13 protein-coding genes and 2 riboswitches are annotated in these 22190 nt (G+C 40.0%); of the genes, 6 read left to right on the forward strand and 7 right to left on the reverse strand.

Features of this window, described 5'->3' with window-relative positions:
• Nucleotides 1–123: 123 nt before the first annotated feature.
• From WAA20_RS15420 to WAA20_RS15430, 3 genes are all read right to left on the reverse strand, one after another.
• Nucleotides 124–2796: a valine--tRNA ligase gene (locus WAA20_RS15420; RefSeq protein ID WP_073388506.1), complete on the reverse strand. Its 2673-nt coding sequence runs from the start codon at nt 2794–2796 to the stop codon at nt 124–126.
• 961 nt (nt 2797–3757) lie between these two features.
• The gene (locus WAA20_RS15425) at nt 3758–6163 is read right to left on the reverse strand and encodes an ATP-dependent DNA helicase (protein WP_073388508.1); all 2406 of its coding nucleotides are present in this window, start codon (nt 6161–6163) and stop codon (nt 3758–3760) included.
• Between the two features lie 158 nt (nt 6164–6321).
• Entirely contained in the window at nt 6322–6555 is a 234-nt protein-coding gene (locus WAA20_RS15430; protein WP_073388509.1) for an HPr family phosphocarrier protein, read from the reverse strand.
• A 449-nt stretch (nt 6556–7004) separates the two neighbouring features.
• Here WAA20_RS15430 and asnA point away from each other — a divergent pair, with 449 nt between their 5' ends.
• Complete coding sequence (asnA, locus tag WAA20_RS15435; RefSeq protein ID WP_073388511.1) at nt 7005–8015, forward strand: aspartate--ammonia ligase; 1011 nt, start codon at nt 7005–7007, stop codon at nt 8013–8015.
• The gene (gene hflX / locus WAA20_RS15440; RefSeq protein ID WP_073388513.1) at nt 8015–9361 is read left to right on the forward strand and encodes a GTPase HflX; all 1347 of its coding nucleotides are present in this window, start codon (nt 8015–8017) and stop codon (nt 9359–9361) included. Before asnA ends, hflX begins: the two co-directional genes overlap by 1 nt.
• Here the strand turns inward: hflX and WAA20_RS15445 are convergent.
• Nucleotides 9312–9983 (reverse strand): HAD hydrolase-like protein, encoded by a 672-nt coding sequence (locus WAA20_RS15445; protein WP_073388514.1) that lies wholly within the window; start codon nt 9981–9983, stop codon nt 9312–9314. The two genes, hflX and WAA20_RS15445, sit on opposite strands and share 50 nt — an antisense overlap.
• Nucleotides 9984–10284: 301 nt before the next feature.
• Nucleotides 10285–10403, forward strand: a riboswitch (TPP riboswitch).
• Nucleotides 10404–10487: 84 nt separating this feature from the next.
• On the opposite strand from WAA20_RS15445, the gene thiT reads away from it, so the two are divergent.
• On the forward strand, nt 10488–11198 hold the full coding sequence (gene thiT / locus WAA20_RS15450; protein ID WP_073388516.1) for an energy-coupled thiamine transporter ThiT: 711 nt from the start codon (nt 10488–10490) through the stop codon (nt 11196–11198).
• 159 nt (nt 11199–11357) lie between these two features.
• Here thiT and WAA20_RS15455 read toward each other — a convergent pair whose 3' ends face one another.
• Nucleotides 11358–15293, reverse strand: a complete 3936-nt coding sequence (locus WAA20_RS15455) for a UvrD-helicase domain-containing protein (RefSeq protein WP_073388518.1) — start codon at nt 15291–15293, stop codon at nt 11358–11360.
• Between the two features lie 57 nt (nt 15294–15350).
• Entirely contained in the window at nt 15351–18893 is a 3543-nt protein-coding gene (locus WAA20_RS15460; RefSeq protein WP_073388520.1) for a PD-(D/E)XK nuclease family protein, read from the reverse strand.
• Nucleotides 18894–18978: 85 nt separating this feature from the next.
• Between WAA20_RS15460 and WAA20_RS15465 the strand changes: the two genes are divergently transcribed.
• The 3 genes from WAA20_RS15465 (at nt 18979) to WAA20_RS15475 (ending at nt 21076) form a co-directional block, all read left to right on the forward strand.
• Nucleotides 18979–19986, forward strand: a complete 1008-nt coding sequence (locus WAA20_RS15465) for a DUF3048 domain-containing protein (RefSeq protein ID WP_073388521.1) — start codon at nt 18979–18981, stop codon at nt 19984–19986.
• A 63-nt stretch (nt 19987–20049) separates the two neighbouring features.
• On the forward strand, nt 20050–20514 hold the full coding sequence (locus WAA20_RS15470; protein ID WP_073388523.1) for a zinc ribbon domain-containing protein: 465 nt from the start codon (nt 20050–20052) through the stop codon (nt 20512–20514).
• 313 nt (nt 20515–20827) lie between these two features.
• Complete coding sequence (locus WAA20_RS15475; protein ID WP_073388525.1) at nt 20828–21076, forward strand: hypothetical protein; 249 nt, start codon at nt 20828–20830, stop codon at nt 21074–21076.
• A gap of 194 nt (nt 21077–21270) precedes the next feature.
• A riboswitch (ZMP/ZTP riboswitch) is annotated at nt 21271–21362 on the forward strand.
• 125 nt (nt 21363–21487) lie between these two features.
• Here the strand turns inward: WAA20_RS15475 and WAA20_RS15480 are convergent.
• Nucleotides 21488–22138: a class I SAM-dependent methyltransferase gene (locus WAA20_RS15480; RefSeq protein WP_073388526.1), complete on the reverse strand. Its 651-nt coding sequence runs from the start codon at nt 22136–22138 to the stop codon at nt 21488–21490.
• Nucleotides 22139–22190: the final 52 nt, after the last annotated feature.

Raw genomic sequence — 22190 nt, forward strand, 5'->3', positions numbered from 1 at the left:
TTTTTTATAAAGTATATGGCGATAAAACCTACTATCGTTATACTAATATATCCGCAGGTATATATGTTGTACCTGCGGATATATATTGTACCTTACTTCTTCATAGAAGATTCAGGATATTATTTATTTATTAAGCTGCTCAAGTCTTTCAACTATCTGATCATACTGCTGCTGGTATTTAGCCTGTTTTTCTTTTTCCTCATTAATCTTAGCTTCAGGAGCCTTGGAAAGGAACTTCTCGTTAGAAAGCATAGCCTTTGATCTCTTAAGCTCGCCTTCAAGCTTGCCCTTTTCCTTGTTAAGACGCTCGATCTCAGCCTTGATATCTACAAGTTCTGCAAATGGAATGTAGATATTGCATCCAGGAAGAACTACAGAAACTGCATCATCAGCAATTCCTTCTTTATCCTTCTGACATACTGATTCGTTAGCATATGCAAGTGACTCGAAGAAGAGCTTACCTGTTCTGAAAATATCAAGCATTTCGTCATTATCAGATACTACGAATACCTTAGCTTTACGGCTAGGAGCAACGTTCATCTGAGTTCTTACGTTACGGATACCACGAACAGCTTCTTTGATAGTCTCAATGCTCTTTTCATCATCAGCAAAGTTCCACTCATCCTTGTATACAGGCCATGAAGAGATCATGATAGACTCTTCCTCATCCTGCATAGTGCAGAAGATCTCTTCTGTAATGAATGGCATGAAAGGATGAAGGAGTTTCAAGCTGTCAATAAGAACTGTCTGAAGTGTCCACATTGCAGCATCTCTTGATACCTTATTGTCTGAGTTATAGAGTCTTGGCTTAACCATCTCGATGTACCAGTCACAGAACTCTTCCCAGATGAAGTCGTAAACCTTCTGAACTGCAATACCCATCTCGAACTTGTCCATGTTCTCAGTGATCTCTTTGATGGTATTGTTGAGCTTAGAAAGAATCCAGTGATCAACTGGCTCAAGTCCAGCAGGTGCAGGCTTATTGATAGCGCTCTCTTCATCTTCGCCCATGTTCATCATGATGAAACGTGAAGCATTCCATACCTTATTAGCGAAGTTTCTGCTGTTCTCCACACGCTCGATGTAGAAACGCATATCGTTACCAGGTGCATTACCTGTAATAAGTGTAAGACGAAGGGCATCAGCACCGTACTGATCGATGATCTCAAGAGGATCGATACCATTACCAAGAGATTTACTCATCTTACGGCCCTGTGAATCTCTTACAAGACCATGGAAAAGAACTGTCTTGAATGGCTTCTCACCCATCTGCTCAAATCCTGAGAATATCATTCTGATAACCCAGAAGAAGATGATGTCATATCCTGTTACAAGTACATCTGTAGGATAGAAGTACTTAAGATCCTCTGTGATCTCTGGCCAGCCAAGTGTCTCAAATGGCCAAAGAGCTGATGAGAACCATGTATCAAGTGTGTCAGGATCATGTGTAAGATGCTGGCATCCGCACTTCGGACATACTGTTGGTGCTTCCTTGGCAACAACGATCTCGCCGCACTCATCGCAGTACCATGCAGGGATTCTGTGTCCCCACCAGAGCTGACGTGAAATACACCAGTCTTTGATGTTGTTGGTCCAGTTGAAGTATGTCTTTTCCATTGACTTAGGAATAAGCTGGATCTCGCCATCCTCAATAGCCTTAACTGCAGGCTTAATGAGCTCGTCCATCTTAACGAACCATTGGTCTTTAACCATAGGCTCAACTGTCTCACCACATCTGTCGTGAGTTCCTACGTTGTGAGTCATATCTTCTATAGAAACAAGAAGTCCCATACTGTCAAGCTCTTCAACGATGAGCTTTCTTGCCTCATAACGATCCATACCCTGGAACTTGCCACCCTTTTCATTGATAGTAGCATCGTCGTTAAGTACGTTGATAACCTCAAGGTTATGACGCTTACCAACTTCAAAGTCGTTAGGGTCATGACCAGGAGTGATCTTAACTACACCTGTACCGAATTCCATGTCAGCGTGCTCATCGCCAACAACAGGAATAGGACGGTTGATAATAGGAAGCATTACGTTCTTGCCAATATAATCCTTGTATCTTGGATCTTCAGGGTTTACAGCTACAGCTGTATCACCAAGCATAGTCTCAGGACGTGTTGTAGCGAACTCAAGGAACTTGGTTGTAGAAACGCTTCCGTCATCTTCTATAAGAGGATACTTAATGTGCCAGAAGTGGCTTGCCTGTTCCTTGTATTCAACTTCCGCATCAGAAATAGAAGTCTTACATACAGGGCACCAGTTAACCATTCTCTTACCCTTGTAGATGTATCCTTTTTCATGCATCTTTACAAATACTTCCGTAACTGCCTTGTTGCAGCCTTCATCCATTGTAAAGCGCTCTCTGTCCCAGTCACATGAAGAACCGAGCTTTTTAAGCTGTTTTACGATACGTCCGCCGTACTCTTTTCTCCAGTCCCAGCACTTCTCAAGGAAGCCGTCACGTCCAAGATCAGCCTTGGTAATGCCCTGCTTCTTGAGCTCATTTATAACCTTAACCTCTGTAGCGATGGAAGCATGGTCTGTTCCAGGCTGCCAGAGTGCATTGTATCCTTCCATTCTCTTATATCTGATAAGGATATCCTGCATTGTATTATCAAGGGCATGTCCCATGTGGAGCTGTCCTGTGATATTTGGAGGTGGGATAACAATAGTGAATGGTTTTTTAGTTTCATCAACTTCCGCATGGAAATACTTCTTTTCTTCCCATTTGCTGTAAAGACGATTCTCAATTCCCTGAGGATCATAATTCTTTGCCAGTTCTTTTTTCATGGTTTCTTCCTTTCTTATGACATTGTGAGGTTTTGTCCACCGCCTGGCTTTCTTTATGGAAATAAAAAAGCCCTCGGCCGGACATTGTCGGCCAAGGGCGTCATAAACGCGGTACCACCTTGATTCCATAGATCTGTGAAAAAAGATCCATGCTCATTTAGCCTGTAACGGAGTGCATCCGGGACCACCTTTGTATATAAAATACTTTCTGAGCAGTCCGGCTAGTACATAGTGCATATTTAGAAATACAGTGACGTATTTCTATGTACTGTATACAGGATGTATATAGTACATGTCCAGAAATACAGGGATGTATTTCTATGTACTGTATACAGGATGTATATAGTACATGTTCAGAAATACACGGATGTATTTCTATGTACAATGTACAGAAGCTACCTTCGGGATACGACAGCACGCATTTTTCCACCCTATCAAATGCTCTCTGTTGAGTGTCTGTAACCTTACTCCTCTTCCTTATCGCCATGGTATGTCGCATAAGCTTCACACCTTTATAAAATTATTTTTATATTATCACTTGAATAAGACTTGTCAAGTTTTATTGATCACTCAAAAAATCCGTCCAAAAAGGAATTCACGTTTTATCATAAAAATGACACATGTGTCATGCGCTTTTTGGTTTACATAATTCCATTGACCGCACCAGTTCTTGTTCCAAAATCCATTACGCGTTTAACGGTATTTCATAAGTATACCAACATGGCGGTTTTATGCGGTTTCTGAAACTCGTTTTTTTAAATATCCCCAATTTCCACGGAGTTATCCACATAGACACAGGTGTCAGTTTCAGGATCATTTAACTACTTTTGTGCCTTCTTAGATGCTTTTTTTGCAAAAATTAGAACAATTTCATACAATTGTACGGTTAACATATATCTTGTCAAAAAAACTTTATGTCAACCTATTTGCTGATTTTTATGATTTATAATACTAATGATCTTTAAAAGTCCTGATAATGGCTTATTTTAGACCAAAACTCCTCAATCTTTGAATTGACTGTGTCGGTCGTAACAGTTTCAATACCTTTCCATTCTCTTGGAAATAGTGATCTGTAGCCGCTTTGAAGGAATCTGTCATCCATAAGCGCCACTACTCCTGTATCTTCTTCTGTTCTTATGACACGACCGGCTGCCTGGAGTACTTTGTTCATACCTGGATATTTATATGCAAAGTCGTACCCGTCTTTTCCGTTTTCATCAAAATAATGTCTTAGCACTTCGCGCTCATTGCAAACAAGAGGTATACCGCATCCGATTATGATCGAACCGATAAGAGAGTCTTTTCGCAGATCTATACTCTCAGAAAAGATCCCGCCTATAACGCAGAAACCGATCACGACCCTGTCATCTTCGATATCAACATCCATATTGATAAGTTCGCCAAGATTTACATTATTGCCCTCAGAGAACATATCCAGGAACATCTCACGCTCTTCTTCAGACATATTGCTTCCCTGTGCAAGGACCTGGGCACGGTCAAGCTCGGCATATCTGGAAAGATACACCTCATAAACCTCTTCCAGGAAGGCATGCGAAGGGAAAAAGACCATGTAGTTACCTCTTTTCCCTGACACGATCCTGTGTATATAGTCCGCAATTCTGTCATACTGCTCAGGGCCTCTTCTTGCGTAGCGGCTGGTCACATCACCCGCTATAACAAGGCATCTTTTGGACGGGTCAAAGCTTGAGTTTGAATACATCTCGAAGTCTTCATCCGTGCCACCGAGAAGTTCCTTGTAATACTGGATCGGAAGAAATGTCGCAGAAAAAAGAATGGTGGATACTGCCTGTGACATGCATGCGCCAAGGTTTTCCGATGGATTTACGCATAAAAGCCTTATCCTGAAGCCTTCGATCTCGTCCCATTCCTGATATATCCTGTAGTGATCATCGAGTTTATCATATATAGTCAGAAATCTTGTAAGTTCAAAATAATAATCCACTATCTCATCGTGATACGGACCATCTGATACATCATCCAGATATGAAGATATGGACGTAGAAAGCCTGTCTGCCATTACAATAAGAGGCTCTATCGTATCAAGCATCTGAGGCCTGTCAGAATCAGACATGGATATAAGCTGATTATATAAGGCAGTCATATGGCCCTTAAACGGAACATATACAGAGTCAAGCATATCCTTGAGATTTTGAAGGGGAGACAGCTTTAAGTCTGCACTATACATGCTCCTTCCCCTGTCCACAAGGTTATGCGCTTCGTCTATCAAAAAGATATAGCTTCCTTTTTTGTTATCAGCAAAATAGCGCTTAAGATATACAAACGGATCAAACACATAGTTGTAATCGCATATGATTCCGTCTGCAAAAAGACTTATATCAAGTGACAGCTCAAAAGGACACACCATATGCTTCCTTGCATAGTACTGGATAGTATCACGTGTGTAATTATCTTCATTAGCCATCATATCAAGCATGGCTTCGTTGATCCTGTCATAGTGCCCCTTTGCATAAGGACACTTCTCAGGATTGCATTCTTTTTCTGCACAAAGGCATATCTTATCCTTTGCAGTTATTACAGCGGTTTTAAAGCGGAGCTTTTGCGAACTTCTAAGAAGCTGGAAGGTATCTGATGCAGCCGCTGCAGTAAGAGTTTTGGCAGTCATGTAAAAAAGTTTTTCAGCCTTCCCCTGGCCTATGGCTGCTATAGACGGAAACAACGTTGTAATGGTCTTTCCGGTTCCTGTTGGAGCTTCAAGGAAAAGTTTTTTGCCATGGACGATAGTCCTGTAGACGCCCGATGCCAGCTCCTTTTGACCCTTTCTGTAAGGGAACGGGAAATTGCAGCTTTTTATAGAGCTTGTTCGTATAGATGACCACTCTGCTTCAAAATCCGCAAAGACCTTGTACTTGTCTACGACTTCCTCAAACCAGCTGACAATCTCAGATGCAGTATATGTGAAGTTAAAATACTTGATCGCCTCATTTTCAAGACTGCAGTAGGTCATCCTGACACCTATCTGCTCGAGACTGTTCTGGATAAGGTATATAGCTGCATAGACCTTGGCCTGAGCCAGGTGAACAGGAACAGGTTCTTCCATATGATCAAGATTTCTGTATGTTCCTTTAATTTCGTCGATCACTACCGGATCGCCTTCTTCTATTCCGTCAGCACGTCCTTCGATAATAAGATCATATTTGGATGTATGGATATTATAAGAAAGAGGAACTTCTGCATGGTAAGAAGGACCCTGCATCTTCTGAATCTTACGATGGATCCTTCCCCCTTCAAGCATGGCATTTTCAGCTGATGTATGTATACGATTGTCTATATCACCCTGCCTTAAGATAAACTCCACAAGGCCTCTAACAGAAATATTGATCTGCATTACTGTCCTCTTATCTTCCTGTCTTTCTTTATAGGGTCAAAAAAAGACCCTTCATGGATTATACCACGAAGAGCCTTTATATATATGCGCTTTTCGGATATCAAAACAATAAATTGTTTTGATATCTAATGATTGAAAAGTGAAGCTTTTCAATCATCTTATACAGCAAATGAAGCAAGGTATGATTCGAATGCTTCATTCTTACCAAAGAAGCTAACTGTAAGTTTTCTTGTAAGGTCAAGTCCAAGTATTCCAAGGATAGACTTAGCATCAACTACTACGTGTCCGTAAGAAATATCAACATCAAAATCGCACTTCTCTGCTGCTCTTACGAAATCTTTAACTTCTGAAGGTGATAATTTTATAACATGCTGTATTCTTTCTGTAACCATAATTCTAACTTCCTTTCAAACTAAAAACCGAACTGTAAAATACTATTCCTCGTCCAATTCCTGTTTATTATATAGCATGTATGCTAATTGTAAAGGCTTTACAGGGCTAAAAATTGCACAAACTTTATGCTCAATATAGCTCATAGTCGCTTGAAAATGCTCAATTTTAATCATGCATATATGTATTATTAACATTATTACGATTATTTATGATTCTTTTTTGTGATTTTTGGTATGGAAATCCATAAAAGCCTCCTGCATGTGATTGCGCAACTTTTTTGCGCAGACATGACAGACCATTCACTATATTTCGATTATTTTGTTTCCTATGATGCATTTTTACATTATTAATCAGTTTTTTATTTCAAACTTTACTTGAAATGAATAAAAAAAAGAGTTTTAATAAGAAAGTAGTTTTTTTATGCAAAAATCGAAAGGTATATACCACTATGGCAAAGCTTAAATTTCCCAAAGAGTATCATTCAGAGTTAAGTCTCCATGATACACAGGTTGCAATCAAAACAGTTAAAGACTTTTTCCAGAGCATGCTGTCAGCTCGCCTGAATCTTCAGCGTGTTTCAGCTCCTTTATTTGTAGATCCAACATCAGGACTTAATGATAATCTTAATGGTGTTGAGCGCCCTGTTGCATTCGACATACTTAATGACAATGATCACACAGGAGAAATTGTTCAGTCTCTTGCAAAATGGAAGCGCTTTGCTCTTAAAAAATACGGATTTGACGTTGAAGAAGGTCTTTATACAGATATGAATGCTATCCGTCGTGATGAAGAGACAGATAATATTCATTCTATCTTTGTAGACCAGTGGGATTGGGAGAAGGTTATCCGCAAGGAAGACCGTAACCTTGACTACCTTAAAGAAACAGTACGTCAGGTTTATAAGATCCTTAGAAAAACAGAAAAGTTCCTTTCTATTCAGTATGACTATATCGAAGAGATCCTTCCTCACGATATCTTCTTTATCACAACACAGGAGCTTGAAGATATGTTCCCTGAATATTCTCCAAAGGAACGTGAATACTACATCACTAAGGCAAAAGGTGCTGTATGTATCATGAAGATCGGTGATAAGCTTGCATCAGGCGAGCCTCACGACGGACGTGCTCCTGACTATGATGACTGGGAACTTAACGCAGATATTCTTGTATACTATCCTGTACTTGATATCGCACTTGAGCTTTCATCAATGGGTATCCGTGTAGATGAGAACTCTCTCAAGACACAGCTTGAAAAGGCAGGTTGCACAGAGCGTGCAGAGCTTCCTTTCCAGAAGGCTATTCTTAATAAGGAACTGCCTTATACTATCGGTGGTGGTATCGGACAGTCACGTATATGTATGTTCTTCCTGCGCAAGGCTCATATAGGTGAAGTCCAGAGTTCTCTCTGGCCACTCGAAACCGAGAAAGAATGCGCAGAGAACGGAATTCAGCTTTTATAATGATAGACATTAAACAAGTAGAAAAAAAGCCAACTGTAGTACTGGTTGGACTTAATACAGATCGCGACGAAGACCTCTTTGCAAGTTCCATGCAGGAACTCAGAGGTCTATCTGAAGCGGCAGGAATGAAGGTCTGCGCTGTTGTGACTCAGAATGCTGAGGCACCTACGCAGGCCACTTTTGTTGGTAGCGGTAAGGTTGAGGAGATAAAGACCCGTATCGAATACGATGATGCAGACGCTGTCATCTTCAATCAGACGCTTTCACCCATGCAGATCAGAAACCTTGAGAAGATCCTGGACAGGGAAGTTATCGACAGAACTGCCCTTATCCTTCAGATATTTGCTGACAGAGCACGTACAAGGGAGGCAAGACTTCAGGTAGAATCTGCAAGACTTCAGTACCTTCTTCCAAGGCTTTCCCATATGAGAACAGGTCTTACAAGACAGGGCGGCGCCAGCGGTTCAAAATCAAGTAAAGGTGCCGGTGAGAAGCAGCTCGAGCTTGACAGAAGACACATAGAGCATCGCCTGGCTGAGCTTAGAAGAGAACTTGAAGCAGTTAACAAGGAAAGGTCTACTCAGAGAAGCAGACGTCTTTCATCTTCTGTTCCAAAGGTTGCACTTGTCGGATATACCAATGCCGGCAAATCCACTATCATGAACCATCTTATTAACGACTTTGCTGATGGCAATACTGATGAAAAGAAGGTTCTTGAGCAAGATATGCTCTTTGCTACCCTTGATACCACTATAAGAAAGATCTCTCCTGCAGGTCACAGATCTTTTCTTTTGTCAGATACTGTAGGATTTATAGATGACCTTCCAACAACACTTGTTAAGGCCTTCAGATCAACACTTGAAGAGATCAAGTATGCTGATCTTCTTCTGGAAGTCATAGATTTTTCTGATCCTGATCATGCGAGACATATGGAAGTTACTGATAAGACTCTTGCTGAGATCGGAGCAGGTGAAATACCAAAAATATATGTATTCAATAAGTCGGATATAGCAGATGAATTAGGAACCACAATGGTTCAGCTTCCCTATGTTCGTGATCACAGAATATATATGGCTGCTGCCAAGGATATCGGAACAGAAGAACTTTTGTCCCTTATAGACAAAGTCCTTCTGGAAGGAAGTCAGGAATGTGAACTTCTGATCCCGTATTCAAAGGGCAGCATTCTGGCTGCCATCAATGAAGGATCTGAAGTCATAAACACTGAATACCTTCCGGAAGGCACTAAGATAATTGCTAAATTAAAGAAAAAAGATGTAAATAAATATGCTGAATATATCAGCAGCACTTCTGAAGTGCACCGCAGGAAGCAAGCAGACAATTCTTAAGATCTTGTACTGTATCAACAATTTTCTCTGCTCCTGCATTCTTAAGCTCGAGATATGTACCATAGCCGTATGTTACGCCAATAGCCATGAGGTCATGATTGCATGCTCCGACCATATCGTAGCATCTGTCACCGACCATGGCTGTTTCATCGGCATTGGCCATAAGTCTTCTAAGAGCTTCTTCAACGACTTCGTTCTTATCAGTACGACGTCCATCAAGCTCACTTCCAATGATCACATCAAAATATGATGTAAGGCCAAAGTGGTTAAGAACTTTGTATACCATTACCTGAGGTTTGCTCGAAGCAATAGCAAGCTTAAGTCCTGCATTGTGGCAAGCTTTAAGCATATCTTCAACACCCTCATAAGGCTTATTTTCGTATACTCCAATAGGGTTGTAGTATTCACGGAACTTATCTACTGCTCTGAGCATATGCTTCTCATCCATTCCGTAATGTTCCATAAAGGTCTTATTAAGCGGAGGACCTACAAAGAACCCAAGTTTAGAAATGTCGGGTTCATCTATTCCCTGGTCTTTAAGCGCATACTGCGCAGCCTTGGTAATGCCAAGACCGGAATCGGTTAATGTGCCATCAAGATCAAATAATACATACTTCAGCATTCGTTTTTCTCCTGGAGTTTGTTATTTTGGTTATGACTTCTTGAAGCAATAAAAGAAGCCATAAATGAACAATAGTCAACACGTATAATTAAATGTACGATATAATGACAGTTCCTAGCAATAGCCATTTCATTTAAAATGCATAAATTGTTTGATGGTTCTTTGTGCACTTCTTCCAAAATATACGGTTTTTCTTTAATTTTTGACTTTCACTAATAGGGTTACAAGCAATTATTTTTAGAAAAAAACGTTCTTGCATTAAACCTGGCTCTGTGCTAGATTAAATGCAGTTAAAGAATTGAATATCTGCTAGGGGAGCTTTGCTGAGAAGAGGTTCTTAAGTATTTAGATGCGTATGGATCTCGACCCTTATTACTTGAACCGGGTAATACCGGCGTAAGGAAGCGTTTTTTCTAATATTTCTGCATGTCTGCAGAATGTTTCCCTTGTGCATATTCAAAAATCTAATATTTTTACAGCTAATGCTGCAAGGAGGGATATTCAATGTCACTATTCTTTAATGCCGTAACTTATGAAGGCGAAACCACTTATTCGCTAACTACTGCCGGCTACACTTTATTTGCAGTTTTACTGCTTGCCGCAGTAATTGTCGCATGCTTTTTCAAAAACACCAAGAATGAGCAAAAATTCAGCACTCGTCAGCTTGTTGTATCAGCTATGTGCATAGCAGTCGCATTTGTACTTTCAAATGTGAAGATCATCAAGTTGCCACAGGGCGGATCCGTAACTCTTTTATCCATGTTCTTTGTTTGCTTCGTGGGCTATGTCTATGGTCTTAGAAGTGGTCTTATGGCAGGTCTTGCATATGGTCTTCTTCAGATGATCGTAGATCCTTATATCGTAAGCGTTCCGCAGCTTCTTTTTGATTATGTATTTGCTTTCATGGCTCTGGGACTTTCTGGTCTTACAAGCACCAAGAAATACGGATTGTATACAGGATATTTAATAGGTATAGCCGGCCGTATGACTTTTGCAGTTCTTTCAGGTGTTATCTTCTTTGGAATGTATGCGCCGGAAGGGCAGAATGTGTGGGTTTACTCATTTGGATATAATGGTCTTTATATCATCACAGAGGCAGCTATCACATTTGCAGTGCTTCTGATCCCAACTGTAAGAAAGAGTCTTAACTCGATCAGAGTTGCAGCCAACGAATCCGATTCAAAGAGAATCGTATTAAACAAACTGGCATCATAAATAATTTGTTGTAAACTGAACGAGGTCGCCCTCAGCCGTAGGGGCTGTGGACGACCTTTCGTCTTTTGCAACTAAATAATTTATTCCTTCCAGTTATATATTCTATGCATTTGGCATACTCTTGCCAGATTTCGGTTCTATGTATTGCATATGTTGGGGCTATATGCTTACGCTCTCACCTAAAGCAAATGAATATAGGTAGCGTTCTTTGACTTTCATGTGGGTCATGCGTTCAAGGGCTCTTGTGTAATAGTCGATCTGAACTTTATAGCGCTTGGTAAGGTCTGAAGCTTCCTTAACGTGGTCAGTTTTGTAGTCTACAAGAACTATTTGGTCGTCTTCTACAAACCATGCATCTATTACGCCCTGTATGAGCATTATCTCTCCATCTGGGAGGTTTTCGGACAGTTCTTTAGCAGGGATTCCCATCATGAACTGGCGTTCTCTTTGGAGGTTACCACTACGAGCTGCTTCTTTATATCTTCTTCCAAGGTCTGTTTCAAAGAAATGGATGATGTCTTTAGCAAATATACTCTTAACGCTATCCTGGTCCATTCTTCCTTCGACTTCTTTTTTCTCAAGAAAATCTAGTATATCTTTTACATTAATAATATCTTTTGAGAATATTCCGTTATCAAGTAGTTCCATGACGCGGTGGTAGGCTGTTCCTCTTCCTGCGCCGGAGAGTTTTTCTTCCTTATCTGAGATGAATCTAGGTACTATTTCCTCATCTTCTGTTTTTATAAGTCTGGTATCAGGCTCTTTTTCCTCGGTAAAAGAAGCTTTTTTAAGCTCAGATACTGTGGTCTTGGTATAAAGATCAGCATATTCCTTATGAGAATATTCGTATTCAAAGTTATCAGAAAGGCTCTTCATAAGGTCTTCGTCTAAATCAGATGTCTTAATTCCGCCTTCCAGCTTATCTTTTCTAATAGCACTGTCTACCTGATCTTTTAACGATAGGGATGTGATGGTTGATGCATCAACTACGCTTATCTTGGCAGGAGGCACGATCATAGCCGCTTTATCAGGCTCATATTTACAGCTCTCAGAATCCATTACTTCTATGTTATCGTATCCAATAAGGCTTACATCTACATCAAGGATTTGAGCAGCTTCCTTCATAGCGGGATGTCCCATCATGGCGCTCAGTATAAGAGTGAGGTAGTTAGTAGCCTTCCTTGATGAAAGGGGAAGGAGCTGTTTCTGCTCGCTGGGACCTTTATTAAAAGCAAGGTACTGTTCGTTTTTGATAAAATTAGCGAAGGAATCATCGCTGCCAGTAATTATGAGCTTTTCTTTTGCTCTTGTAAAGGCAACGTACAAGACTCTTAGCTCTTCGCCAAGGCTTTCTCTTTTCATTCTGTCAGACAGCATTATGCGTCTTGGAGTATTGGCCTTAACTCTAAGGTCCAGATCGACCACTTTTAAGCCTATTCCAAGATCTTCATCTAAAAGGACATCTGCATTAGTATCCCTTTGGTTGAATTTCTTGTTTGTTCCTGCAACGAATACTACAGGAAACTCAAGTCCTTTACTCTTATGGATACTCATAATGCGCACAACATCTGCATTTTCATCTATTACATTAGCTTCACCAAAATCTACTTCGTATTTTTCAAGTTCTTCGATATAACGAATGAAGTTAAAAAGGCCCTTGAAACTTGTGTTTTCAAAAGAAGATGCTCTTTCAAGGAGCATGTCTATATTGGCACGTCTTCTTGTGCCTGCAGGCATTGCTGCTACGTAGTTTCTATAGCCTGTGTTGTCTATTATGTATTCAAGAAGCTCATGAACAGGCATGTACACAGCTTTCTTTCTAAGGCTTCGAAGCTCCTCAAGGAACTTCTGCACTCTTTTTGCAAGTTCAATGATAGTATCGGTAACTGGAAATGCAGTGTCTTTACTATCTTCTAAACTTGTACTATTTGCTATTATTTTTTCCAGATACAAAAGGTGCTCATAGAAAGTTACTGGTATCTCCTCTTCCTTTTCCCTCATTATGCCACAGGCGAAGGCTTTGATCCTTGCCATATCCTCATCTGTAAAGCGCCCGAAAGCTGAGTGCATAACGGATGCAAGAGGAATGTCCTGAAGGGGGTTATCTATGATCCTTAGATAGTTAAGGAGGGTTGCCACTTCTATTGCAGCAAAATATCCCGTTCTTGACTCAACATAGGCAGGTATACCTTCTGATTCAAGAATCTTTCTAAAGGTATCGTCCCATGAAAGGGTTGTTCTAAGGAGTATTACTATATCGCTATAGTGAATGCTTCTAAAACCGCCGTTACCATCAGATACATGGCCGCTTCTTACAAGTTCTTTGATCCTTGAAGCGATGACCATAGCTTCTTTTTGTTTTGGATTCAGCTTCTGGCCAGGCTTTATGGTATCTTCCATCCCCCATATATCCGGGTTGATGATTTCTCCATCATCGCCCGTATCAATCTCACTTTGGTCACTATAGCTGCTATCCTTTTTAGATGAATCTTCGTCGCTGTTAATAAGGATAAGCTCGGGGACAAAAGAATCTTCGCCCTCAGGCTCATCAGGATAGTCTGCTCCCGTAACAAGCATTGCATCAAGGTCGTAAGCAACCTTACCAAGATCAGATCCCATGATACGTCTGAAAATATAGTTAACAAAATCAAGGACTCTTCTTCTACTTCTGAAATTCCTGTGAAGATCTATTCTTCTTAAAAGTGCATCCTTAGTCTTATCATAGCTTTCAAGCTTTTCCATGAATATTTCAGGCTTTGCAAGACGGAACTTATAGATACTCTGCTTGACATCACCAACCATGAACCTGTCATAGGTTCCTTCTGTATTACCTGCGATCGAAGACAGGATCAGCTCCTGAACGCTGTTACTATCCTGATACTCATCGATAAGGATCTCTTTATAGTATTCTCTATACTGGGCAGCAACATCTGTCGGCGCATCCTTCCTTGTCTCAGGGTCATGATCTACAAGGATATTAAGGGCGAAGTGCTCCATATCGCTGAAATCAATGACGTTCTTTTCTTTCTTCTTGTTATCAAGCTCTTTTGTAAATTCAATAGCAAGCTCAGAAAGGCACCTAAGAGCCCTTGCTGCAAGCATACTTGTAACTATGATGGACTCTTTATCCTGAGCAAAATATTTAGTCTTAAGGTTAGTGATATTTTTCTTAACATCGTCTCTTATGGACTTTGCCATTTCTCTTTTGTCAGCTGATACGGTCTCATCTTTTTTACCAGGAAGTCTGTCAAAAGAGATAAGGTTCACTGCATTCCTTAAAGACTCATAATCTTCTGCTTTGCCAGCATTTATGATCATATTTTTTTCAGCTTCAATAAGATCCCCGTACATGTAGGGGCCATCTGGCTGATTGCAAATATCAAGCGCTCTTCGCATGCTTGTAGCAAGTTCTTTAAGATCTATCCTGACTGATTCTACATACTCTTTAAGCCACTCTTTGTCATCAAAGCTGTCTTCATCTATGTCATAATCTCTGGCCCTGTCTTTAAGCCAGTCTTCAGGCCATGGCATACTTTTAGAGAATTTATAAAGACTAAGGATCTGCTCTTCAAGCATCTTATCATTTGATCCATTTGAAAAATACTCTGATGTGTACAAAAACTCTTCATCAGCTTCAGCATATTTGGCTTCAAGGAAGTCTGCCATAACGCTCTCTTCCAGAAGCTTCATCTCACCTTCATCTGCAACTCTATAAGAAGGGTCTAAACCAATATCATTAAAATTGTTACGAATGATATACTGACAGAAAGAGTCTATAGTAGTAATCTGGGCATTATGAATAAGAGTCTCCTGCTTCTGAAGATGGGCATCTTCAGGGTTTTGAAGGAGCCTTTTGGCTATTGCTGCAGTTATCTTATCCTTCATCTGTGCTGCTGCCGCACGGGTAAAGGTTACGACCAGAAGATGATCTATATCTATTGGTTCTTTACCATCTTGAGATGAAGAAATAAGCTGAATTATTCTTTCTACAAGAACTGCAGTCTTACCTGATCCTGCTGCTGCAGAAACAAGGATGTTGCAGTTTCTTGCATCTATAACAGATTGCTGCTCTTTGGTGAATTTTACTTCTGCCATTTTAATTGGATTCCTTATACTAATCTAATAATTTATCTAATATTTCTTCTGATAACTTTATTGCTTGTCAGCCTTCTTACATTCCTCTTTTATCAAAGCCAGAGCATCATCTTTATTAAGCTTATCAAGTTCTCTTGTCTGGAAGCCCGGTGTTGACATATCAAAGCCGCAGATAGGTCTGAAGTGGCAATAAGTACATGCACTTCTAGGGCCCTGAACATAAGGATTGATCTCAATATCGCCATCAAGAATCCTTCTGCCATACTCGCGGATCTTATGTCTAACATATGATGAGACCATCTTATAGGAATCCTGCTCCATGATCTGAGAGTTTGCGTAAAAGCCGCCGTCCTTCTTACGTCTTACATTTATTACGTCAGATTCTGTCGCACCCGCAGCCATATCTCTGTCAAGAAGACCGATAACCTTTTCATCAGCGTTGATAATTCCGTTACTGACAAGCTCTTTAATGATCTTTTTATTTATAAGTTCAGGATCATTACCAGTTCCTTCCGCTTCCACAATAGGGTCATTGATATGGTAATACAAGACTGCTCCAGGAACGACTTCCTTATCCGGATTAAGCTTTTTTTCCATAGCCATGGCAAAGTTCATGTAGACTACAAGCTGAAGCTGAAGGCCATAATAAACTGATGCTATGTTAAAAGTTTTATTTCCAGACTTAAAATCTATGATCTTGATATACACGTTCTCATCATCATATGCCAGGTCCATGCGGTCGATCCTGCCCTGAAGCTTCATCTTCTGCTTGATCCTTGTTTCCTCAGAAGGAGTCAGAGCGATATTGATCTCATCAAGATTGCCGGCCTCTTTAAAATCAAGCTCGAACTTGTCTGGTTTAAATTCACCCTTTCCAAGCTGATAGCGAAGAGTCTTGACCGTACGCCAGATGATGCGGTAGATTCTGTCAACCGCATTCTTGTTTCTTGCTGATGAATACAGTATATTTTCACCATACTCCTTGGTTACTTCATCTATAGCTTCAGACAGAAGCTCTCGGCCCTGCTCATCTGTAAACTCTGTCCACTCTATGCCCTTTTCCTCAAGCTTGACTGAAAAGCGCTCCAGCGCACTATGAAATACATTACCAAGGTCAGATCTTTCAAAGTCGTATTCACTTCTTTCATCAAGCCTGAGTCCGTACTTAACAAAATGCGCATAGCAGCACTCTGCAAAGGTCTCTAGCCTGCTGACAGAATTCTCCAAAAAGTTGCCATATAAGGCAGCCGCCAGCATAGCAGGTAGAGGCGTATACTGATACCTGAGGAAAGCCGCCTCCTTGATCCTTTCTGCCGCTTTCGGATTTTCTTTTTTCAAAAGTTCATATAAAGTCAGGAACTTCTTTTCATCATCATCTGTAAGATTGCCATCCGCATAGTCCCTTGCCTTTTCAGATACATAGGTTTTAGCATCTTCAAGGGACATGATCTGCTTGTCTATAGGATCTTCAGCAGGCCTTCTTTCCTTAAGATCTGGGAAAAGAGCTTTGATCTTACCTATAAGGTAAGCAGGATTCATGCTCTTGCCATCTGCAGAAATCCCCGAATAAGACATGTACAAAAGCCTGGACGGCTTAGTCAGGTTCATATACAGATACAGCCTTTGAATATACATCTGCTGGCGGGGAGATGGTGCAAGCTCAACATCAGGAGCCCTCGAACTCAAAAACTGCCTGTCAATATCAGACAAGATGCCACCTTCAGACGCATGCTTAGGGATATTCGTATCATTAACACCAAGAAACAGAAGATACTTTATATCAGAAAGACGGCTTCTTTCGATATCACCAACCCTTACTGTATCTACGTTCTGCGGGATCGTACCAACTTCGATCTCGCTAAATCCCGCATCCAATATCTCCATATATTCCTTGATCGGAACCTTCTCATCGCCTAGAAGAGACGCCACCTGATCTAAAAGATCCATGATCTTGCCATAGATCTGGCTGTACTCATCTGCCTTAACGTTGTCCCCCTGCTGTTCAAAGTACCTTGCATACCTTTCAAGCTTTGAATAGGCATCGCCTCTTTTTATAAACTCATAAAGGCCCTTAGAAAGCTCCAAAACTGACTTCTTGTGGCTTTCCATGATAGGACTTATCATGTTCACAAGCTCTTTTCTCATAAGATTCATCTTCTCAAGGAAAAGAACTATCTCTTCATCGCTAGTCTTCTTGCGGAACCTTGGATGACGCACAAAATTATCTTCCCAGGCTTTATGCCCGCGAATTCCAAGAGACCTTACGTAGTTCTCCAAAAGGTCGATATCATCATCATCAAAATCCATCATGCCGCTTCGCATGAAGTGAAAGACTGTCTCGTAGCTATAGTCAGTCCTTACGATATCAAGGGCGCTTCTAATATATTCTATGAAGGGATTTAACTTAAGTCCCTTCGTTTCATCGATATAAACAGGTATACCAAAAGTATTGCTTTCTCTTTTGATCCTCTCTCCATAGGTAGAAAGATCACCGCAGACAATGGCAAAATCCCTGTAGAAAAGGTCCCTATCTGCTTTGATCCTGCGACTGATAAAGATAAGCGCCTGGCGCACCTCTTCAGAAGGGTCAGCACACCCTGCGATGACTATGCTGTCAGATGCCGGGAACTGATCGCTCCTGTAGGTATCAGGCTTATACCTGAACAGGTGCTGTTCAAGAAATGCCATGGGAGCATTGCCGGAAAGCCTTACATTTTCGCCCTTTATAATAATGTCGCTGTTGTGCTCGTCCCTGTACTCCTTCCACCTGTCATAATCAGGAGTGTTCATGGGATCAAGCTTCTGACAGCTTCTCCACTCACATTTAAGAAGGCTTTTAATAGTCTTTTTACTTAGGAAAAAGAGCTCCTGCTCATTTATATTATTAGTATAGGGATCAGTCTCATCGTCCATTTCGAGGGTTACAATTACTTCACTTGCTATAAGTAAAAGTTCCTCGATAACCCTGTACTGAATAGGAGTAAAACCTGTAAAGCCGTCAAACACGATAACGCTATCCTTTACAAGCTCTGACTTTGAAAGCCTCTTACATAAAAATGACAGAGTCTCTTCAGGTGTTACATATTTATCTTCTGTATATTCTTTAAACTTTTGATATAGAAGTCTCAGATCAGAAAGTTTACCTTTAAGCGACCTTCTGCTCTCGCAGTTATCTATCAAAGTCTTAAGTTCATCAGGTCCTACATCATACTGCATAAGCTCTGAGATGGTTGACTTAACTTCATCTATATAGCCTGCCCTGTGCATAAATGAACCGATCACGGGAAGGTCGTCTTTATTAAGATCAGCTACATGCCTTAAGATAAGAGACTTACCGACGTCATCAAGAACAGCTTCATGACGCTTTCCTGTCTCTTCAAAGATTCTGTGGGACAGACGTCCAAATGAAAGGACATCTATGTTCATAATGCCCTGATCAGGATGCATCTTAACGATGTCCATCTGCGTCTGCATGGTGAACTGGTCAGGCACAATAATAAGATAGTTCCTGGAACTATCTTCCCTGCTTCGTCTTATTATCTCTTCATATAATTTGTGGCTTTTACCGGACCCGGACGATCCCAAAGAAAATCTAAGCATACAGCCCCCGATATTATAATAATGTACTTTTACTATATCACACTTTTAGGTATAATTAATTTATCTAAATATGAGGAGGTCTATGATGATTTCAAAGAAAAAACTATTACAGGCTGTATCTGTTTCTGCACTTACTGCTGTTCTTGCAATCGGTTCACTTGCTATAAACGGCACATCTGCAAGCGCTCAGGCTGGCATTAACGAACTCACAGGAATGCCAACAACAGCTCCTGAAAATCAGCGTCCTATCGCTGTAATGATCGATAACGATAAGAGAGCTAACCCTCACTATGGTTTATCTGAGGCTGATGTTGTATATGAGATGATCAACTCAACTCACAACAACCGTGTAACACGTCTTATGGCTGTGTACAAGGATTACAACACTGTTTCAAGAATCGGAAATATCCGTTCTACAAGACCAACTAATATCATGCTTGCAGCAGAATACAATGCTGTACTTATTCATGATGGTGGTCCATTCTACATCTATCCTTACTTTGATGCTACAGGTCTTAACCACCTTTCAGGCGGATTCTCAAGAATCCCTAATGGTAAGGCCAGAGAATTCACAGAATACTGCGTAGCTGGTGAAGCTGCTACAAGAATGGCTAAGGCTGGTTATCCTGCAGAGTATACACAGGCTACAAGTCAGCACTTTACATTTGGTGCTAACTCTCTTGCTGATGATGCAGGTGTAGCTCCTGCTACAAACGTATCTGTACCATTTCCACACAATTCAACACAGTTCGTATACAACGCTGCAACAAACTCTTATGACTACTATGAGTTCGGAAGCCCTGTAGTAGACGGTGATGACAAGCAGCAGGTTTCATTTACAAATGTATTCCTTCAGGATTGTGACTTCACACTTCTTGATCAGAACGGATACCTTGTATATAACTGCATCGGAACTAATGTTGGATATTACCTCACAGGTGGTATGGTAATCCCTGTAACATGGGTTAAGACAACTTTCGAAGGAGCTACAAAGTTCTACACATTAGATGGTGCTGAGCTTGTAGTTAATCCAGGAAAGACCTACATTGCACTTGTTCCTTCAGATGCATGGGCTAAGGTTGGTATTCAGTAAAAGTAAATAAAAAGAGTGGCGGGATTTCCTGCCGCTCTTTTAAAATGATTAGGAGGAGATGATATGTTTTGTCCAAAATGTGGCAGTAATCTGCCAGAAGATTCAGCTTTTTGTCCCAAATGCGGGTACAAGTTGCCAGTAGATAATACTACTCAGCAACAGGTTCATTATGGGAACGTAACACAAACTCAGCAACCGGCATATAGTCAAAGCCAGTTCACAGACTCTAATAGTTATTCTACTCAGGCACCTATGTATAGCCAGTATGGTCAGAATAACCAGAACACCAAACCCAAAGTAAATGATAAAGATTTTAACAAAATCATCTGGAGACTGGTTGGCGGCATAGTATTACTTATTTACGGACTTGTGACACTTTCAAGATACATGAAATATTATGAATGGTTCGGGAGTTATTGGTCTGATGAAGATTATTTCTATTATATGATTCTTCCATTTGCTGCGATAATTATCAGTATCTGGGCAATCGTTTCTTCAATTACCAAATATCACAAGATTAATCATTAACTAATAATTCTCCCCATGAACGTAAGTCGGTGTCGGGCCTACCCGTATAAGCCAAAAGTATTTATCGAGCAAAGAATATAGCAGCATATACAGTCAATGCATCATATGAAATCGAATGTGATTTGTGATTTTGTAATTATAATGCGATTTTGATGTTTTTGATTTTTGATATAAGTATAGTTATTTGCTACATTACTGCTCAAAATTCGCGTATATAGAAACTGTAAACATTATTTTTTTCGTAAATTGATTGAGCATATAAGCTTGTTTGATCAATATTTACAATTCTTGTAAAATTATGGAGGAAAACTATATGAGTAACAAAAGTTTGTCATCACTAATCGAAATTATCTTAGGAGCAATTGGACTTTTTTATGGTATATTTACGATATCTAATGATACTTCAGGCTTATTTAGATATACATATACTCCCCCATTTACACAACATGAATTATTTGTTATTGCAATTACTATATGTTCAGCGATAATTCTTTTGCTTGGAATTATCAAAATGAAGAAAGAAAATAGTAACAGCAATAATAATGGAGATATGGCAGCTTGAAATATGACATATGTAATTAGCCAGAGTTTTCTATAAATTTTTTAAACTACAAAACATCCTACATTAGAATTTGATTCTCTTTTTCATCTGGGAAGTTTTAGTCATTAACAAAAAATGATTCCAAAACTAAACTAAAACTTCCATGTTAAATTTGTAAAAACACCTTGCACTTTTTTATCCAATCGTGTATATTTGAGGTGCTGTACAACTGGCGGAATAAAGTGGCACTAAGCCATGGGGAGTACAGTCTTAGTTTTGAATTATGTCGACCGCCTGGGCAACCTGTTATTAGGATGCTCAGGCGGTCTTTTTATTTCTATTTTTCTGAATTATATCGAAAACGTTTACTTATTTAAAGCACTTTCACATAGACTTGCTTAAGATTAACATCGAATTTCTAAGTCCGTTATTTCACTTCATTGCTCTTAAGGTATGAGTCGCTTCCCAGCTATTAAGTTCTTCAACCTGTGTGAATCCGGCAGCAAGAAGAGCTTCCTTTTCATGTTCAACGGTTAATGGCGTATCGTAATGATAGAATACATCATCAGATAAATTCTGCTCCTGCCTTATTCGTAGAAGTTCTTGTCTTAAAAATGCTTCTTGCTCATCCTGATCAGCAAAGTAATCAGTAAGCAAAAAGTATCCGCCAGACTTAAGCGATTTTCTAAGCTTTATGTACAGTGGTATTTTTTCTTCTTTGGTAAAATGATGTAGCGATTCTACAGAAACAGCTGCATCGAATATTTCTTCACCGAAAGGAATTTCGAAATAAGATCCACAAATCGTAGTTATATCTTTATCCTGAAATTTTGCCTTAAGTGAATCAAGCATAGCCTTAGTCAGATCAATTCCTGTAACTTTAGCAGATGGATTTATAGAAAAGAATTCTTCTAATTCAAGGCCTGTGCCACATCCTAAATCCAGGACATTAGCATTTTTCTCTTTGGGCAAAAGCGATGCAGTATACTTATAAAATAAATCTGCCCCTTCAATATTGTTCTTCATATGCTCGTCATATCCATTAACGCGAGCTGTGAAGAAATCATCCATTTTTTCAAGCATTTGATATATTCTCCCCTGTAATCTCCCTAAATTGAATTTTGCTTAATGCTTT

The organism is Butyrivibrio fibrisolvens, assembly GCF_037113525.1.
Lineage (GTDB): Bacteria > Bacillota > Clostridia > Lachnospirales > Lachnospiraceae > Butyrivibrio > Butyrivibrio fibrisolvens.

What these genes read in the sequence shown, in the direction of transcription:
- WAA20_RS15465 (WP_073388521.1), top strand. Translation starts at nt 18,979, where the DNA reads ATGATTTCAAAGAAAAAACTATTACAGGCTGTATCTGTTTCTGCACTT.
- WAA20_RS15430 (WP_073388509.1), bottom strand. Translation starts at nt 6,555, where the DNA reads ATGGTTACAGAAAGAATACAGCATGTTATAAAATTATCACCTTCAGAA.
- asnA (WP_073388511.1), top strand. Translation starts at nt 7,005, where the DNA reads ATGGCAAAGCTTAAATTTCCCAAAGAGTATCATTCAGAGTTAAGTCTC.
- WAA20_RS15470 (WP_073388523.1), top strand. Translation starts at nt 20,050, where the DNA reads ATGTTTTGTCCAAAATGTGGCAGTAATCTGCCAGAAGATTCAGCTTTT.
- WAA20_RS15445 (WP_073388514.1), bottom strand. Translation starts at nt 9,983, where the DNA reads ATGCTGAAGTATGTATTATTTGATCTTGATGGCACATTAACCGATTCC.
- thiT (WP_073388516.1), top strand. Translation starts at nt 10,488, where the DNA reads ATGTCACTATTCTTTAATGCCGTAACTTATGAAGGCGAAACCACTTAT.
- WAA20_RS15425 (WP_073388508.1), bottom strand. Translation starts at nt 6,163, where the DNA reads ATGCAGATCAATATTTCTGTTAGAGGCCTTGTGGAGTTTATCTTAAGG.
- hflX (WP_073388513.1), top strand. Translation starts at nt 8,015, where the DNA reads ATGATAGACATTAAACAAGTAGAAAAAAAGCCAACTGTAGTACTGGTT.
- WAA20_RS15480 (WP_073388526.1), bottom strand. Translation starts at nt 22,138, where the DNA reads ATGCTTGAAAAAATGGATGATTTCTTCACAGCTCGCGTTAATGGATAT.
- WAA20_RS15460 (WP_073388520.1), bottom strand. Translation starts at nt 18,893, where the DNA reads ATGCTTAGATTTTCTTTGGGATCGTCCGGGTCCGGTAAAAGCCACAAA.
- WAA20_RS15475 (WP_073388525.1), top strand. Translation starts at nt 20,828, where the DNA reads ATGAGTAACAAAAGTTTGTCATCACTAATCGAAATTATCTTAGGAGCA.
- WAA20_RS15420 (WP_073388506.1), bottom strand. Translation starts at nt 2,796, where the DNA reads ATGAAAAAAGAACTGGCAAAGAATTATGATCCTCAGGGAATTGAGAAT.
- WAA20_RS15455 (WP_073388518.1), bottom strand. Translation starts at nt 15,293, where the DNA reads ATGGCAGAAGTAAAATTCACCAAAGAGCAGCAATCTGTTATAGATGCA.